The 15,993-nt window shown below is 73.2% G+C and carries 14 protein-coding genes; 8 read left to right on the plus strand and 6 right to left on the minus strand.

Going from position 1 to position 15,993, the window contains the following annotated elements:
* The first annotated feature begins 231 nt into the window (after positions 1–231).
* The 8 genes from rapZ (at position 232) to ACFY3U_RS06325 (ending at position 7,217) form a co-directional block, all read left to right on the plus strand.
* Entirely contained in the window at positions 232–1,131 is a 900-nt protein-coding gene (gene rapZ / locus ACFY3U_RS06290; RefSeq protein ID WP_387195743.1) for an RNase adapter RapZ, read from the plus strand.
* Entirely contained in the window at positions 1,128–2,102 is a 975-nt protein-coding gene (gene yvcK / locus ACFY3U_RS06295) for a uridine diphosphate-N-acetylglucosamine-binding protein YvcK (protein ID WP_387195746.1), read from the plus strand. The genes rapZ and yvcK overlap by 4 nt, the downstream gene beginning before the upstream one ends.
* 54 nt (positions 2,103–2,156) lie before the next feature.
* Positions 2,157–3,137: a DNA-binding protein WhiA gene (gene whiA / locus ACFY3U_RS06300; RefSeq protein ID WP_387195749.1), complete on the plus strand. Its 981-nt coding sequence runs from the start codon at positions 2,157–2,159 to the stop codon at positions 3,135–3,137.
* Between the two features lie 264 nt (positions 3,138–3,401).
* The gene (gene gap, locus ACFY3U_RS06305; RefSeq protein ID WP_387195752.1) at positions 3,402–4,406 is read left to right on the plus strand and encodes a type I glyceraldehyde-3-phosphate dehydrogenase; all 1,005 of its coding nucleotides are present in this window, start codon (positions 3,402–3,404) and stop codon (positions 4,404–4,406) included.
* On the plus strand, positions 4,403–5,602 hold the full coding sequence (locus ACFY3U_RS06310) for a phosphoglycerate kinase (protein WP_387195755.1): 1,200 nt from the start codon (positions 4,403–4,405) through the stop codon (positions 5,600–5,602). Before gap ends, ACFY3U_RS06310 begins: the two co-directional genes overlap by 4 nt.
* Complete coding sequence (gene tpiA / locus ACFY3U_RS06315; RefSeq protein WP_387195758.1) at positions 5,602–6,393, plus strand: triose-phosphate isomerase; 792 nt, start codon at positions 5,602–5,604, stop codon at positions 6,391–6,393. The genes ACFY3U_RS06310 and tpiA overlap by 1 nt, the downstream gene beginning before the upstream one ends.
* A gap of 95 nt (positions 6,394–6,488) precedes the next feature.
* On the plus strand, positions 6,489–6,749 hold the full coding sequence (secG, locus tag ACFY3U_RS06320; protein WP_387195762.1) for a preprotein translocase subunit SecG: 261 nt from the start codon (positions 6,489–6,491) through the stop codon (positions 6,747–6,749).
* A gap of 123 nt (positions 6,750–6,872) precedes the next feature.
* Complete coding sequence (locus tag ACFY3U_RS06325) at positions 6,873–7,217, plus strand: RNA polymerase-binding protein RbpA (protein WP_387195765.1); 345 nt, start codon at positions 6,873–6,875, stop codon at positions 7,215–7,217.
* Positions 7,218–7,280: 63 nt separating this feature from the next.
* Here the strand turns inward: ACFY3U_RS06325 and pgl are convergent, their stop codons facing one another.
* From pgl to tkt, 6 genes are all read right to left on the minus strand, one after another.
* A complete protein-coding gene (gene pgl / locus ACFY3U_RS06330; RefSeq protein WP_387195768.1) occupies positions 7,281–8,051 on the minus strand; it encodes a 6-phosphogluconolactonase in 771 nt (256 codons plus the stop codon).
* An 86-nt stretch (positions 8,052–8,137) separates the two neighbouring features.
* On the minus strand, positions 8,138–9,154 hold the full coding sequence (locus tag ACFY3U_RS06335) for a glucose-6-phosphate dehydrogenase assembly protein OpcA (RefSeq protein ID WP_387195771.1): 1,017 nt from the start codon (positions 9,152–9,154) through the stop codon (positions 8,138–8,140).
* Positions 9,151–10,761 carry a glucose-6-phosphate dehydrogenase gene (gene zwf, locus ACFY3U_RS06340; RefSeq protein WP_387195992.1) on the minus strand — a complete coding sequence of 537 codons (1,611 nt, stop codon included), beginning with the start codon at positions 10,759–10,761 and terminating at the stop codon, positions 9,151–9,153. Before zwf ends, ACFY3U_RS06335 begins: the two co-directional genes overlap by 4 nt.
* Positions 10,762–10,763: 2 nt before the next feature.
* Entirely contained in the window at positions 10,764–12,410 is a 1,647-nt protein-coding gene (locus ACFY3U_RS06345; RefSeq protein ID WP_387195774.1) for a glucose-6-phosphate isomerase, read from the minus strand.
* 181 nt (positions 12,411–12,591) lie between these two features.
* A complete protein-coding gene (gene tal / locus ACFY3U_RS06350; RefSeq protein WP_387195777.1) occupies positions 12,592–13,773 on the minus strand; it encodes a transaldolase in 1,182 nt (393 codons plus the stop codon).
* 15 nt (positions 13,774–13,788) lie between these two features.
* The gene (gene tkt / locus ACFY3U_RS06355) at positions 13,789–15,927 is read right to left on the minus strand and encodes a transketolase (protein WP_387195780.1); all 2,139 of its coding nucleotides are present in this window, start codon (positions 15,925–15,927) and stop codon (positions 13,789–13,791) included.
* Positions 15,928–15,993 lie beyond the last annotated feature (66 nt).

Below are 15,993 nucleotides of genomic sequence, written 5' to 3' on the forward strand. Positions count from 1 at the left end.
CGTACCGCCGGCACCGCGTACGCCGGGCGCCGCGTACCGCCGGGCGCCGCGTACCGCCGGGAATAGCGTGCCCGGCCGGGCCGCTGCGTTCGGTGGCGATCCGGCGCCCGGCGCGCGGCGACCGGTCGGACGGGCGGAAACGGTTCGACCGGGCCGGTCGGGATAGAGTCGCTGACTGACCACGCCCGTCCCGGACGAACCGGACGCGGCGCCACGGACTCGGGGGTAGCGGTGAGCGAGGCGCAGACGGTCGCCGGCACGACGCCGGAGGCGGACACCACCCTGGTGGTGGTCACCGGCCTGTCCGGTGGTGGCCGCAGCACGGTGGCCCGAGCGTTGGAGAACGTCGGCTACTACGTGGTCGACAACCTGCCGCAGGCGCTGATGCTGGACATGGCCGCGCTGGCGGTGAAGGCCGGTGGCGCGGCCCGGAAGACGGCGATGGTGCTGGACGTGCGCTCGCGCGCCTTCTCCACCGACCTGGCCGGCGCGATCCGGGAGCTGAAGGACCGCGGGTTCTCGCCCCGGGTGGTCTTCGTGGACGCCGACGACGAGGTGCTGATCCGCCGGTTCGAGAGCGTCCGCCGGTCGCACCCGTTGCAGGGCGACGGGCGGCTGGCCGACGGCATCGCCGTCGAGCGCGCGCTGCTGGAGGAGGCCCGCGAGCAGGCCGACGTGATCATCGACACCAGCCACCTGAACGTCAACCAGCTCCGCCGCCGGGTGGAGGAGCTGTTCGGTGGCGAGGACGCCCGCCGGCTGCGGGTCACCGTGCTGTCCTTCGGCTTCAAGTACGGCCTGCCGCCGGACGCCGACTTCGTGCTGGACGCCCGGTTCCTGCCCAACCCGTACTGGGTGCCGGAGCTGCGCGAGCACACCGGGCGGGAGGCGGCGGTCAGCGCGTACGTGCTGGGCCAGGAGGGTGCGGACGGCTTCGTCGCCGCGTACGCGGACCTGGTCAACGCCACCACCGGCGGGTTCGAGCGGGAGGGCAAGCGCTACCTGACCGTGGCGGTCGGCTGCACCGGCGGCAAGCACCGCAGCGTGGCGATCGCCGAGGAGTTGGCCGAGCGGCTGCGCCAGTCCGGCATCGCCGCCAACGCCCAGCACCGCGACCTGGGGCGCGAGTGACGGCCGGCACCCCGGCGCTACGGGTGGTCGTGTTCGGCGGCGGCCACGGCCTCTCCGCCTCGCTGCGGGCGCTGCGGCACTGCGCCCCGCACCTCGACCTGGACATCACCGCCGTGGTGACGGTCGGCGACGACGGCGGCTCCAGCGGCCGGCTGCGGGCCGAGCGCGGCGGCCTGCCCCCGGGTGACCTGCGGCAGGCCCTGGTGGCGCTGGCCGCCGACTCGCCGGCCACCCGGCGCAGCGCCGGCCTGTTCCAGCACCGGTTCGCCGGTACGGGCGGTGACGGGCTGGCCGGGCACGCGGTGGGCAACCTGGTGCTCTGCGGCCTGATGGAGCAGCTCGGCGACCCGGTGCTGGCGTTGGAGCACGCCGGCGCGATGCTCGGCGCGGTGGGTCGGGTACTGCCGATGTCGCGCCAGCCGGTCGGCATCGAGGCCCGGGTGCGCGGCGCGGACCCGGGCCGGCCGGACGAGCTCACCACCCTGCGCGGCCAGCACCAGGTGGCGGTCACCACGGGTCACGTGGAGTCGCTGCGGCTCACCCCGGAGGCGCCGGAGGCCTGCGCCGAGGCGGTGGAGGCGATCGGCGCGGCGGACTGGTTGATCTTCGGGCCGGGCAGCTGGTACACCAGCGTGCTGCCGCACCTGCTGGTCCCGGGGCTGGCGGCCGCGATGGTGGCCAGCCCGGCCCGCCGGCTGGTCACGCTCAACCTGGCCGCCGAGAAGGAGACGCTCGGCCTGTCGCTGGCCGACCACCTGGCCGCCCTGCACTGGTACCTTCCGCAGCTCACGGTGGACTTCGTGGTGGCCGATTCGAAGGCGGTGGGTGACCCCGAACCGGTCGGCCGTGCGGCAGAATCGCTGGGTGCCCGGCTGGTCCTCGCCCCCGTGGCCGTCGCCGACGGCTCGCCCCGCCACGATCCGGCCGCGCTGGGCGCCGCACTGGTGCCTGTCCTGGGCGCCGATCGTTAAGCACGTACGTAATCACCGGCGACACGCCGGTACCGGTCCGTGAGGGGGCGCACTATGGCGATGACGGCTGCGGTCAAGGACGAGCTGAGTCGGGTCGACGTGCCCAAGCCCTGCTGCCGCCGGGCGGAGATGGCGGCGCTGCTGCGGTTCGCCGGCGGCCTGCACATCGTCTCCGGCCGAGTGGTCGTCGAGGCCGAGCTGGACACCGGCGCGGTGGCCCGGCGGCTGCGCCGGGAGATCGCCGAGGTGTACGGCTACCCGAGCGAGATCCACGTGCTCGCCTCCGGCGGGCTGCGCAAGGGCAGCCACTTCATCGTCCGGGTGGTCAAGGACGGCGAGGCGCTGGCCCGGCAGACCGGCCTGCTCGACGTGCGTGGCCGTCCGGTGCGTGGGCTGCCGCCGCACGTGGTGGCCGCCAACGTCTGCTGCGCGGTGTCGGCGTGGCGGGGCGCGTTCATGGCGCACGGGTCGCTGACCGAGCCGGGCCGCTCCAGCGCGCTGGAGATCACCTGCCCCGGCCCGGAGTCGGCGCTCGCCCTGGTCGGCGCGGCCCGCCGGATCGGCATCACCGCCAAGAACCGCGAGGTGCGCGGGGTGGACCGGGTGGTGGTCAAGGACGGCGACGCGATCGCCGCGCTGCTCACCCGGATCGGCGCGCACTCCAGCGTGCTGGCCTGGGAGGAGCGCCGGGTCCGCCGCGAGGTGCGGGCCACCGCCAACCGGCTGGCCAACTTCGACGACGCGAACCTGCGCCGCTCGGCCCGCGCCGCGGTGGCCGCCGCCGCCCGGGTCACCCGCGCGCTGGAGATCCTCGCCGACGACGCGCCCAACCACCTCACCGACGCCGGGCGGCTGCGGCTGGAGCACCGGCAGGCCTCGCTGGAGGAGCTGGGCGCGCTGGCCGAGCCGCCGCTGACCAAGGACGCCATCGCCGGCCGGATAAGGCGCCTGCTGGCGCTGGCCGACAAGCGGGCCCGTGACCTGGGCATCCCGGATACCGAAGCGGCCGTCACGCCCGACATGCTCGTGGTCTGATAGGACGGAGGGGCTGCGCGGTGCGATCGGGATCACCACCCGCCGCAGCGCGCCGCCGCCCGCTCGGATATGGTCGCTGCGTACGGCAAGGGGGCCGGTACTGGTACTCCTCGTCGTGCTCACCGCCTCGGGCGGTCAGGTCCTTCCGGACCGCGGCGGGGTGGCCGAGATGAATCGTCAACGGCCGGCTCCACCGGTCGGCGCACACACCTCCGCCGGCCCGGTTTCCACGCCGGCGGACCAGAACGCGAGGAGATGGGACCTGTGACCATCCGGGTTGGCATCAACGGCTTCGGCCGAATCGGCCGTAACTTCTTCCGGGCAGTGCTGGCGTCCGGCGCCGACATCGAGGTCGTGGCCGTCAACGACCTGACCGACAACGCGACGCTCGCCCACCTGCTCAAGTACGACAGCATCCTGGGCCGCCTGCCGCACGAGGTGAAGGCCACCGCCGACGAGATCACCGTGGGCGGCAAGACCATCAAGGCGTACGCCGAGAAGGACCCGGCGGCGCTGCCGTGGGGCGAGGTCGGCGCGGACGTGGTCATCGAGTCCACCGGCTTCTTCACCGACGCCACCAAGGCGAAGGCGCACGTCGACGGCGGGGCCAAGAAGGTCATCATCTCCGCCCCGGCGAAGAACGAGGACGTCACGGTCGTCATGGGTGTCAACCACGACGCCTACGACCCGGCCAAGCACACCATCATCTCGAACGCCTCGTGCACCACCAACTGCCTCGCCCCGATGGCGAAGGTCCTGCACGACACGTTCGGCATCACCAAGGGTCTGATGACCACCATCCACGCGTACACCCAGGACCAGAACCTGCAGGACGCGCCGCACAAGGACCTGCGTCGGGCCCGGGCCGCCGCGCTGAACATCGTCCCCACCTCGACCGGCGCCGCCAAGGCGATCGGCCTGGTGCTGCCCGACCTGAAGGGCAAGCTGGACGGTTACGCGCTGCGGGTGCCGATCCCGACCGGCTCGGCCACCGACCTGACCGTCGAGGTCGGCCGGGAGACCACCGTGGACGAGGTCAACGCCGCGCTGAAGGCCGCCGCGGACGGCCCGCTCAAGGGCTACCTCAGCTACAACGAGGACCCGATCGTCTCGTCCGACATCGTCACCGACCCGTCGTCGTGCATCTTCGACGCGCCGCTGACCAAGGTGATCGGCAACCAGGTCAAGGTCGTCGGCTGGTACGACAACGAGTGGGGCTACTCCAACCGGCTGGTCGACCTGGTCAAGCTGGTGGGTTCCTCCCTGTGAGCATCCGTACCCTCGACGATCTGCTCGGCGAGGGGGTGTCGGGTCGGCGCGTGCTGGTGCGCGCCGACCTGAACGTCCCGCTCGACAAGCAGTCCGGTGACATCACAGACGACGGCCGGATCCGGGCCGTCCTGCCCACCCTGAGCGCGCTCGTGCAGGGCGGCGCGAAGGTGGTCGTCTGCTCGCACCTGGGCCGCCCGAAGGGCGAGCCGGACCCGCAGTTCAGCCTCCGCCCGGTCGCCGGCCGGCTCGGTGAGCTGCTCGGCGCGCCGGTGCGCTTCGCCTCCGACACGGTCGGGGAGTCGGCGCGGGCCACCGTGGACGAGCTGGCCGACGGCCAGGTCGCCCTGCTGGAGAACCTCCGGTTCAACAAGGGCGAGACCAGCAAGGACGACGCTGAGCGGGGCGCCTTCGCCGACCAGCTCGCTGCGTTCGGCGAGGCGTACGTGGACGACGCGTTCGGCGCCGTGCACCGCAAGCACGCCAGTGTGTACGACGTGCCCGCCCGGCTGCCGCACGTGGCCGGCCGGCTGGTGCTGCGCGAGGTCGAGGTGCTGTCCCGGCTGACCGGCGAGCCGGAGCGCCCGTACGTGGTGGTGCTCGGCGGCTCGAAGGTCTCCGACAAGCTGGCGGTGATCGAGGCGCTCCTGCCCACGGTCGACCGGCTGCTCATCGGCGGTGGGATGTGCTTCACCTTCCTCAAGGCCCAGGGCCACGAGGTCGGCTCCTCGCTGCTGGAGCAGGAGATGGTGGAGACCTGCGGCAACCTGCTGGAGCGCGCCAACGGCAAGATCATGCTCCCGGTCGACGTGGTGGCCGCGGACGCGTTCGCCCCGGACGCCGCGCACGACACGGTGCCCGCCGACGGCATCCCCAGCCACCGGCTCGGTCTGGACATCGGCCCGGAGACGGTGGCCGGTTTCGCCGCCGCGCTCTCCCAGGCGAAGACCATCTTCTGGAACGGCCCGATGGGCGTGTTCGAGATGCCGGCCTTCGCGGCCGGCACCCGGGGCGTCGCCGAGGCGATCACCAAGACCGACGCGTTCACCGTGGTCGGTGGCGGTGACTCCGCGGCGGCGGTCCGCGCGCTGGGCCTGGACGAGTCGTCCTTCGGTCACATCTCCACCGGTGGCGGCGCCTCCCTGGAGTACCTCGAGGGCAAGACCCTCCCCGGCATCGCCGCCCTGGAGGACTGATGGCGAGCGTCACCCGCCGGCCGCTGATGGCCGGCAACTGGAAGATGAATTTGAACCACCTCGAGGCCAACCTGCTGGTGCAGAAGCTGGCCGCGAGCCTCACCGAGAAGCAGCTCACCGAGGTGGAGACGGTGGTCCTGCCGCCCTTCACCGACCTGCGCACGGTGCAGACCGCGGTGGACGGCGACAAGCTGCTGATCGGCTACGGCGGGCAGGACCTGTCGCCGTACCAGTCGGGGGCGTACACCGGGGACGTCTCCGGGGCGATGCTGGCCAAGTTGGGCTGCACGTACGTGGTGGTGGGGCACTCCGAGCGCCGCCAGTACCACTACGAGGACGACGCCATCGTCAACGCGAAGGTTGCGGCGGCGCTGGCCAACGGGCTCACCCCGATCCTCTGCATCGGCGAGGGGCTGGAGATCCGCGAGCAGCTCAAGCACGTCCCGCACTGCTGCGACCAGCTCGACGGCGCCCTGCGCGGGCTCACCGCCGAGCAGGTCACCAAGGTGGTCGTGGCGTACGAGCCGGTCTGGGCGATCGGGACGGGCAAGACGGCCACCCCGGAGAACGCCCAGGAGGTGTGCGGCGAGGTCCGCAAGCGGCTGGTCGAGACGTTCGGCCAGGACACCGCGGACCAGGTCCGGATCCTCTACGGCGGCTCGGTGAAGTCCTCGAACGTCGCCTCGATCATGGCCCAGCCGGACGTGGACGGCGCCCTGGTCGGCGGCGCGAGCCTGGACGCGGAGGAGTTCGCGAAGATCTGCCGGTTCCCGGAGCACACCGCCGGCTGACCGGTCGCTATTCTTGACTCCGCCCGTCCGCCGGTCGGTGCCACCGTGCCCGATCTGTCCGGGCGAGGATCGTAACGAGAGGACTGACCCCAGCCATGCCGATCTGGTTCGCATACACGTTGATCGTGTTGCTGGTCATCACGAGCATCCTGCTCACCATGCTCATCCTGCTGCACCGCGGTAAGGGCGGCGGGTTGTCCAGCATGTTCGGCGGCGGCGTCAGCTCCAGCCTGGCCGGCTCGTCGGTGGCCGAGAAGAACCTCGACCGCTACACCGTGCTGGTGAGCATCGTCTGGTTCGCCTGCATCGTCGGGCTCGGCCTCTGGCTCCGGCTGGCGCTCAACAGCGGGTCCTGAGCGTCCGGCGTCACGTACTACAATCTGCGCGCGGTCCGTCACCCGACGGGCCGCGCGTCGGTTTTTCCCCCGCCGCACACCCCCTCCGGCGGCGGGCCCCTCCGAGGACAGGAGCCAGCAGCCGTGTCCAGTGGCAACGTGATCCGTGGTTCCCGGGTCGGCTCCGCCCCGGAGCGGTTCACCGAGCGATACGAGCCGGCCCCGTGCCGGGTGGTCACCTACTGGTGCCGCAACGACCACGTCACCGAGATCAGGATGGCCGCGGAGGCCGAGGAACCGCCGCTGTGGGACTGCCCGCGCTGCGGCCTGCCTGCCGGCCGGGACGCGAACAATCCTCCCGGCCGGGCCCGCCCGGAGCCGTACAAGACCCACCTGGCGTACGTGCGGGAGCGGCGCAGCCCAGAGGAGGGCGAGGCGATCCTCGCCGAGGCGCTCGCCGCCCTGCGCCGCCGCCGCGGCCGCGGTTAGCCGAGCCCCGGAATGCGACGTGGCCCCGACCCGGGTGGGTCGGGGCCACGTGCGGTTTGTCGGTCAGCGCAGGCTGCGCAGCCGGGGCGGCACGTCGGCCGCCGCGGCCCGGTCCAGCAACCAGCGGGTACGCGACACGCCCCGCACCCCGGCCGCCGGCAGCTGCACCGGGCCCGCCCCGGCCAGCGCCATGCCGACCGCCCGGGCCTTGTCGGCGCCGCTGGCCACCAGCCAGACCTCGTCGGCGGTGTTGATCGCCGGCAGGGTCAGCGTGGTGCGCACCGGCGGCGGCTTGGGGCTGCCCCGGACCGCGCTGACCGGCCGGGTGTCGTGGTGCACCGGGTGCTCGGGGAAGACCGAGGCCACGTGCCCGTCCTCGCCGACACCCAGCAGCAGCACGTCGAAGTGGGGGAGCGTGGCGTGCCCCGGCCCGGCCGCCCGGGCCAGCTCCTGCGCGTACCCGGCCGCGGCGGCCTCCGGGTCGGGCCCGGCCGGGCCGTCGGAGGCCGGCATCGGGTGCACCCGCGCCGGGTCGATCGGCAGCACGTCGAGCAGCACCTCGCGGGCCTGCGTCTCGTTGCGCTCCGGGTCGCCCGCCGGCAGGAAGCGCTCGTCGCCCCACCAGAAGTCCACCCGGGACCAGTCGACCGCGTCCCGCGCCGGCAGCTGGGTCACCGCCCGGTACACGGCGGCGGCGATCCGCCCGCCGGTCAGCACCACCGACGCGGCGCCACGGTCGGCCTGCGCGTCGAGCAGCCTCACCACCAACCGGGCCGCCACCGCCTGCGCCAGCAGGTCGGCGTCGGCGTGGACGGCGACACTCGCCTCACTCATTCGTTGTGCCTTCGTTTCTCGGACCGGCGTACCGGTCCCGGAATGGCGGTGGGCGGGCCCGGTCCGGGCCCGCCCACCGGCGTCGGTCAGGGGGTGGCGCTGGTGCCGGCGTGCGCGGTGACCCCGGCCTCGGCCCGCTGCGCGGTGGCCGGGTCCTTCCAGACGTGCACCCGGTTGCCGGGGCGCTGGTCGAGCCCGGTCAGCCCGGCGGCCGCGCCGAGCGCCTCGGCGTACACCTGGTCGGCGTCGAGCCGGCGCAGCTCCTCGGCCAGCTCGTCGCCGAGCGGGCGGCGGACCAGCGGCAGCGCCCGGTCGTCCTGGCCGGTACGCCGGAAGGTGGCCATGCTGTCGTCCCGGGTGAGCGTCAGCTCGTCGCCGTTGGCGCAGCGCAGCTGCACCTCCCGCATCCGGGGGTACTCGTCGGTGTGCTGCCACTGCGGCTCGATGCCGAGCCGGGCGGCCAGCCAGCCGCGCATCAGCGCCGCGGTCGGGTCGGTGCGCGGCGCCACCACGGTGGCCTCGGTGACCCGGGCCTCGGTGGTGTCGAACGCCCCGGCCACCAGGGTGCGCCACGGGGTGATCCGGGTCCAGGCCAGGTCGGTGTCGCCGGGGGCGTAGTCCCGGGCCCGCTGACGCAGCGCCTCGATCGGGTCGGCGGCCTGGGCGGCGTCGGTGATCCGGCGGTCGGCGACCACCCCGAGGAAGTCGGTGGAGATCTCCGCCGGCGGTTCGCCGTGCCACCAGGTGACCACCGGTACGTCCGGCACCAGCAGCGGCATCACCACGGACTCGGCGTGCAGGGCGAGCCGGCCGTACATCCGGGTCACCACCGCCTCGCACGGGCCCAGCCGGCCGCCGACGACGATCTCCGCGTCCAGCCGGTTGCGGTCCCGCTCCACGTCGGCCCGCACCACGACCAGCAGCCGGCACGGGTGGGCGGCCGCGGCGATGGTGGCCGCCGCCTCCGCCTCGCGGACCCGCTTCTCGTCCACCACCACGATCAGCGTGAGCGCCATGCCGCTGGCCACCCCGCCCGCGCTGCGCCGCTCGGCGGCGAGCGCCTTGACCACCTCGTTGCCGGTGGTGTCCCACAGCCCGATCATGCTCTTCTCCAAGCCCGGCCCTCGCGGACCAGCATCTCGTCGGCCGCGCGCGGCCCCCACTCACCGGCCCGGTAGGGCTCCGGCTTCGTGCCGTCCCAGGCGTGCTCCAGCGGGTCCACCACCTGCCAGCTCTGCTCGACCTCGGCCGCGTCCGGGAAGAGCGTGCGGTCGCCGATCAGCACGTCCAGCACCAGCCGCTCGTACGCCTCGGGGCTGGACTCGGTGAACGCCTCGCCGTACTGGAAGTCCATCGCGATGTCGCGGACCTCCATCGTGGTGCCGGGCACCTTCGAGCCGAACTTGAGCACCACGCCCTCGTCCGGCTGCACCCGGATGACCAGCTGGTTGTTGCCCAGCGACTCCATGTCGGCGGCGTTGAACGGCAGGTGCGGGGCCTTCTTGAACATGATGGCCACCTCGGTGACCCGCCGGGGCAGCCGCTTGCCGGCCCGGATGTAGAACGGGACCCCCGCCCAGCGCCGGTTCTGGATGCCCAGCTCGACGGCGACGTACGTCTCGGTGGTGGAGTCCTCCGGGACGCCCTCCTCCTCCAGGTAGCCGACCGCCCGCTCGCCGCCCACCCAGCCGGGCAGGTACTGGCCGCGCACGGTGCCCCGCTCGACGTCCTTCGGCAGGGTGATCGCCTTGAGCACCTTCAGCTTCTCGGCCCGGATCTCGTCGGCGTCGAAGCTGGTCGGCTCCTCCATCGCCACCAGGGCGAGCAGCTGGAGCAGGTGGTTCTGCAGGACGTCGCGGGCGGTGCCGACCGAGTCGTAGAAGGCGGCCCGGCTGCCGATGCCGACGTCCTCGGCCATGGTGATCTGCACCGAGTCGACGTACTTGGAGTTCCACAGCGGCTCGAACAGGTTGTTGGCGAACCGCAGGGCGAGGATGTTCTGGACCGTCTCCTTGCCCAGGTAGTGGTCGATCCGGAAGACGTCCTCCCGGGTGAAGACGTCGTCGACCAGGTCGTTGAGGGACTTCGCCGAGGGCAGGTCGTTGCCGAACGGCTTCTCCACCACCACCCGGCGCCAGCCGCCGGACTTCGCGTTGTCCGCCATCCCGGTGCGGGCCAGCTGCTTGAGCACCACGGGGAACGCCGCCGGGGGGATGGAGAAGTAGAACGCGGCGTTGCCGTGGATACCGTGGGTGTCGCGCAGCTCGTCCAGGGTGTTGGCGAGCTGGTCGAACGCGGCGTCGTCGTCGAACGAGCCGCCGACGAACTTGATGTTGCCGGCCAGCCGCGACCACACCTCCTCCCGCCACGGGGTCCGGGCGTGCTTCTTGGCCGCCTCGTGGGCCAGCGACTCGAAGTCGCCGTCGCCCCAGTCGCGGCGGGCGAAGCCCAGCACCACGAACCCGGGCGGCAGCAGCCCCCGGTTCGCCAGGTCGTAGACCGCCGGCAGCAACTTCTTGCGCGCCAGGTCGCCGGTCACCCCGAAGATCACCAGAGCGCACGGCTCCGGGATCCGCGGCAGTCGCCGGTCCTGCACGTCGCGCAGCGGGTTCGCCGGGCCCACCTCAGTCCGCGACTGCGGGGTTCGCTGGACCGGCTCACTCCTCGCGCTCACGCTGCCTCCTCGCTCTGTCTGGTGCATGTCATCCATCGTCACGCCCGCCATCGTCCGATCGCATCGAGCAGCTGGGCCAGGCCCGCTGGCCTGTCGGTCAGGTGCAGCCGCAGCACCGGTCGACCTCGGTCGACCAGCGCCTGCCGGTCGCCCGCGGCCTGCGCCGCCTGCAGCTGTCCGAAGGTGTACGGGCGGCCCGGCACCGGAAGGTCGACGTCGACCGCCCCGGTCAGCTGAAGATAGCTCCCCACCGCCGGGCCGCCCTTGTGGTACTGGCCGGTGGAGTGCAGGTACCGCGGCCCCCAGCCGAAGGTGACCGGTCGCCCGGCCGCCTCGGCCAGCAGCGGCCGCAGCCGCGCCGCCTCGCCGTCGGCCGTCCGGTCGAGGTACGCCAGGACGGCGAGGTAGCCGTCCGCGGCCACCCCGTCGACCAGCCAGCGCAGCGCGCCGGCCAGGTCGGTCGGGGCGCCCGGCGGGGCGTACACCTCGATGGCGCCCTCGGTGCCCGACGGCGCCGGCGCGGGCGGGCCCTGCTCCAGGATCCGCCGGGTGTTGTCCTTGCTGGCCGCCACGTCCGGCTGGTCGAACGGGTCGACGCCGAGCACCGAGGCGGCGACCGCGGTGGCGTACTCCCAGGCCAGGAAGTGCGCGCCGAGCGGGCCGTTGACCGCCACGTCCGGGTCGACGCCGCCACCGGGGAGGTCCCCGGCGGTGAGCGCCCCGCCGTGGCAGACGGTCAGCACGTCGGGGCCGGTCGCGCCGGGGGCGTTCGGCGACTCCACGACGACCGGCAGGAGGCCGGTGCCGGCTTTGCCGGTGGACTCGGCGAGCAGCTGCTCCACCCAGTCGCCCAGGCCGTCCAGGCCGGTGCCGTCGCCGACCAGGGCGACGGTGCCGCGCCCGGTCGGGGCGGCGGCGGCGAGCGCCGCGCCGAGGGCCAGCGCCGGATTGTCCCGGTCGCCGGCCAGCGAACCGGCGAACGCCTCCGCGTCGTCCAGCAGCTCGACCACCCCGACCCCGGCCAGCGCGGCCGGCACCAGGCCGAACGCGGTCAGCGCCGCGTACCGCCCGCCGACCTCCGGGTCGGCCTGGATGACCACGACGCCCATCTCGGCGGCGGTGGCCGCCAGCGGCGAGCCGGGATCGGTGACCACCACGACGTGCCGGGCGGCCTCGGCCTCGGTCATCCCCGCGTCGAGGAAGGCCTGCCAGTACGCCCGCCGGTGGCTGTCGGTCTCCACCGTGCCGCCGGACTTGCTGGCCACCACCAGCACGGTGCGCTCCAGCCGGTCGGCCAGCGCCCGCCGGACCGGGCCGGGGTCGGTGGTGTCCAGCACGGTCAGCGGCCGGCCCAGCGCCTTCGTGATCACCTCGGCGGCGAGTGACGAGCCGCCCATGCCGGCGAGCACCACGTGGTCCAGGTCCGCCAGCTCGGCGGTCAGCTCGGCGAGCTGGGGGAGTAGCTCCAGGCTGCGCCGGTGGGTGTCCAGCCAGCCGAGCCGGGTCTTCGCGCTCGGCTCGGCGTCCGGCCCCCACAGCGTCGGGTCGCGGCGGGCCAGCCGCCCCGGCACGCCGCGGGCCACCAGCGCCTCCCGCACGGACGCGGGCGCGGTCCGATCGACCGCGTCCGCGCCGTGCACCGAGAGACCGGCGGCCGCCTCGGGGGCGGCCACCCGCTCGCTCACGTCGCCCTGCCTTCGGTCCCGCACCGGCGGACCCGCCGGCCGGGGCCGGGAACCGGGATCACCGACCGGCGTACCCGCCGGTCCGGTCCGGTGCCCGGGATCACGTCGCCCACCGGCCGGCGGCCGGGAACGGCGCGGTGCGCCGCGGGGCCTCGCCCCGCGGCGCCTCCGACGCCGTCGGTCACGCGTTGCCCCCGGCCTGCTCGGCCGCCTTCGCGTTGCCCTTGGCGGCCTTGTTCGGCGCGCCGCCGCCCTTGGCGGCCTCGTCGAGCGACTTCTGTACGCCCTCCAGCAGCTCCAGCCAGCTGGCCTCGAACTTCTCCACGCCCTCGCGCTCCAGGGTGGCGATCACGTCGGGCATGTCCACGCCGAGCCGCTCCAGGTCCGCGAAGACCTTGCGGGCGGCGTCGTACCCGCCGGTGATGGTGTCGCCGCGGGTCTCGCCGTGGTCGGCGTACGCGTCGACCACCGACTCGGGCATGGTGTTGACCGTGCCCGGCGCGATCAGCTCCTCGACGTAGATGACGTCCCGGTAGTCCGGGTTCTTCGTCGAGGTGGACGCCCACAGCGGCCGCTGCGGGTGCGCGCCGGCGCTGGCGAGCGCCTTCCACCGGTCGGAGGCGAACACCTTCTGGTAGCGCTCGTACGCCAGCTGGGCGTTGGCCACCGCGGCCTTGCCGCGCAGCGCCTTGGCCTCGTCGGAGCCGAGCTTCTCCAGCCGCTTGTCGACCTCGGAGTCGACCCGGGAGACGAAGAACGACGCCACCGAGCCGATCTTCGACAGGTCGTGGCCGTTGGCCTTGGCCTGCTCCAGGCCGGCGAGGAAGGCGTCCATCACCGCCGAGTAGCGGTCCAGCCCGAAGATCAGCGTCACGTTGACGCTGATCCCCTCGGCCAGCGTCGCGGTGATCGCCGGCAGGCCCTCCTCGGTCGCCGGGATCTTGATGAACAGGTTCGGCCGGTCGACCAGCCACCACAGCGCCTTGGCCTCGGCGACGGTCTTGTCCGTCTCGTGGGCCAGCCGCGGGTCCACCTCGATGGAGACCCGGCCGTCGACGCCGTCGCTGCCGTCGTACGAGGGCCGCATCACGTCGCACGCCCAGCGCACGTCGTACGTGGTGAGCATCCGGACGGCCTCCTCGACCGCGATGCCGCGGGTGGCGAGGTCACGCAGCTGCCAGTTGTACTCGGTGGCGTCGCTGAGCGCCTTCGCGAAGATGCTCGGGTTGGTGGTGACCCCGGCCACGTGCTTCTCGCGGCGCAGCTGGTCCAGCCCGCCGGAGCTGAGTCGTACCCGGGAGAGATCGTCGAGCCAGACCGCGACACCCGCGGCGCTGAGCTCCTTCAGCCTGTCCGTCGTCATGCCGTTCAGCTCCCCTCAGTTGCCGGTCGTGAAACCGGTGATGTCGCCCACCCGGGTCAGCGCCGCGTGCGCGGCGGCCACGATCCGGTCGGGGGTGAACCCGAACTGCTCGAACAGCACGGTGTGCGGGGCGCTCGCGCCGTAGTGCTCCAGGCTCACGCTCTCGCCGCTGTCGCCGACGATCCCGCGCCAGGACATCGCGATGCCCGCCTCCACGCTCACCCGAGCCTTTACCCCACGCGGCAGGACCGACTCCCGGTACGCCTCGTCCTGCTCGTAGAACCACTCCTGGCAGGGCATCGAGACGACCCGGGTGGGGGTGCCGTCGGCCTCCAGCCGCTCCCGGGCGGTGAGGCAGAGCTGCACCTCCGAGCCGGTGCCGATGATGATCACCTGCGGCTTGCCGTTGGACGCCTCGGCCAGCACGTAGCCGCCGTTGGCGGTGCCGTCGGCCGGGCCGAACTTCTCCCGGTCGATGGTGGGCAGCGGCTGCCGGCTGAGCGCCAGCGCGGTCGGTCGGTCGGTGTGCTCCAGCGCCTGCCGCCACGCCCACGCGGTCTCGTTCGCGTCGGCCGGGCGGACCACGTCCAGGCCGGGGATGGCCCGCAGCGCGGTCAGGTGCTCCACCGGCTGGTGGGTCGGGCCGTCCTCGCCGAGCCCGATCGAGTCGTGCGTCCAGACGTAGGTCACCGGCAGCTTCATCAGCGCGGCGAGCCGCACCGACGGGCGCATGTAGTCGCTGAACACCAGGAAGGTGCCGCCGTAGACCCGGGTGCCGCCGTGCAGGGCGATGCCGTTCATGATCGCGCCCATGGCGTGCTCACGGATGCCGAAGTGCAGGGTGCGGCCGTACTCGTCGCCCGGGAAGTCCTTGGTGGCGTGCTCCGCCGGGATGAACGACGGCTCGCCCTTCATGGTGGTGTTGTTGCTCTCGGCCAGGTCGGCCGAGCCGCCCCACAGCTCCGGCAGCACCGGGGCGAGCGCCTCCAGCACCTTGCCGGAGGCGGCCCGGGTGGCCACGCCCTTGGCGTCGGCGGGGAAGGTCGGCAGCGCGTCGGTCCAGCCCTGCGGCAGCACCCGGCCGGCCATCCGGTCGTAGAGCGCCTTGCGCTCCGGGTTGGCCTTCGCCCAGGCGTCGTACGCGCCGGTCCACTCCTGCGCGGCGGCCTCGCCCCGGTTGAGCACCTGGCGGGCGTGGCCGAGCACCTCCTCGTCGATCTCGAAGCTCTTGTTCGGGTCGAAGCCGAGCAGCTGCTTGGTGGCGGCCACCTCGTCGGCGCCGAGCGCCGAGCCGTGGATCTTGCCGGTGTTCTGCTTGTTCGGTGCGGGCCAGCCGATGATGGTGCGCAGCGCGATGAACGAGGGGCGGTTGGTCTCCGCCTTGGCCGCCACCAGCGCCTGGTAGAGCGCCTCCACGTCCTCGTGGTAGTCGCCCTGGTCCGCGTCGCCGGTGCGCCAGTCGACGGTCTGCACGTGCCAGCCGTACGCCTCGTAGCGGGCGGCGACGTCCTCGCTCTTGGCGATCCGGGTGTCGTCCTCGATCGAGATCTCGTTGTCGTCGTAGATCAGCGTGAGGTTGCCCAGCCGCTGGTGACCGGCGAGCGAGCTGACCTCGTGCGAGATGCCCTCCTCGATGTCGCCGTCGGAGGCGATGCACCAGATGTTGTGGTCGAAGACCGACCCGCCCTGCTCGGGCTCCGGGTCGAACAGGCCGCGCTCGCGGCGGGCCGCCATCGCCATGCCGACCGCGTTGCCCAGGCCCTGGCCCAGCGGGCCGGTGGTGGTCTCCACGCCCGGGGTGTGCCCGTGCTCCGGGTGGCCCGGGGTGAGCGAGCCCCACTGCCGCAGCGACTTCAGGTCGTCCAGGGCCAGCGGGTAGCCGGAGAGGAACAGCTGGATGTAGAGGGTCAGGCTGGAGTGCCCGGCGGACAGGACGAACCGGTCCCGGCCAGGCCAGTTGGGGTCGGCCGGGTTGTGCCGCATCACCCGGTTGAAGAGGAGGTACGCCGCGGGCGCGAGGCTCATCGCGGTGCCCGGGTGGCCGTTGCCGGATTTCTCCACGGCGTCCATGGCCAGCACGCGGACGGTGTCTACGGCCCGACGGTCGAGGTCGGTCCAGTTGAGTGCGGGGTGCTCGGGTCGGTTGGCAGCCACGATGGTTGTGCTCCTCGGCAGATGGGCGGAACCCTCACTGATGACCCTAGCGAGCGGTGCTAAACG

The sequence above is a fragment of the Micromonospora sp. NPDC000089 genome (assembly GCF_042899365.1).
In the GTDB taxonomy this organism is placed as follows: Bacteria; Actinomycetota; Actinomycetes; order Mycobacteriales; family Micromonosporaceae; genus Micromonospora.

Bases quoted from the DNA above. Each gene is read 5' to 3' on its own strand.
- ACFY3U_RS06335 (WP_387195771.1), bottom strand. From the start codon at position 9,154: ATGATCGGGCTGTGGGACACCACCGGCAACGAGGTGGTCAAGGCGCTC.
- secG (WP_387195762.1), top strand. From the start codon at position 6,489: ATGCCGATCTGGTTCGCATACACGTTGATCGTGTTGCTGGTCATCACG.
- tal (WP_387195777.1), bottom strand. From the start codon at position 13,773: ATGACGACGGACAGGCTGAAGGAGCTCAGCGCCGCGGGTGTCGCGGTC.
- whiA (WP_387195749.1), top strand. From the start codon at position 2,157: ATGGCGATGACGGCTGCGGTCAAGGACGAGCTGAGTCGGGTCGACGTG.
- pgl (WP_387195768.1), bottom strand. From the start codon at position 8,051: ATGAGTGAGGCGAGTGTCGCCGTCCACGCCGACGCCGACCTGCTGGCG.
- zwf (WP_387195992.1), bottom strand. From the start codon at position 10,761: ATGGATGACATGCACCAGACAGAGCGAGGAGGCAGCGTGAGCGCGAGG.
- tpiA (WP_387195758.1), top strand. From the start codon at position 5,602: ATGGCGAGCGTCACCCGCCGGCCGCTGATGGCCGGCAACTGGAAGATG.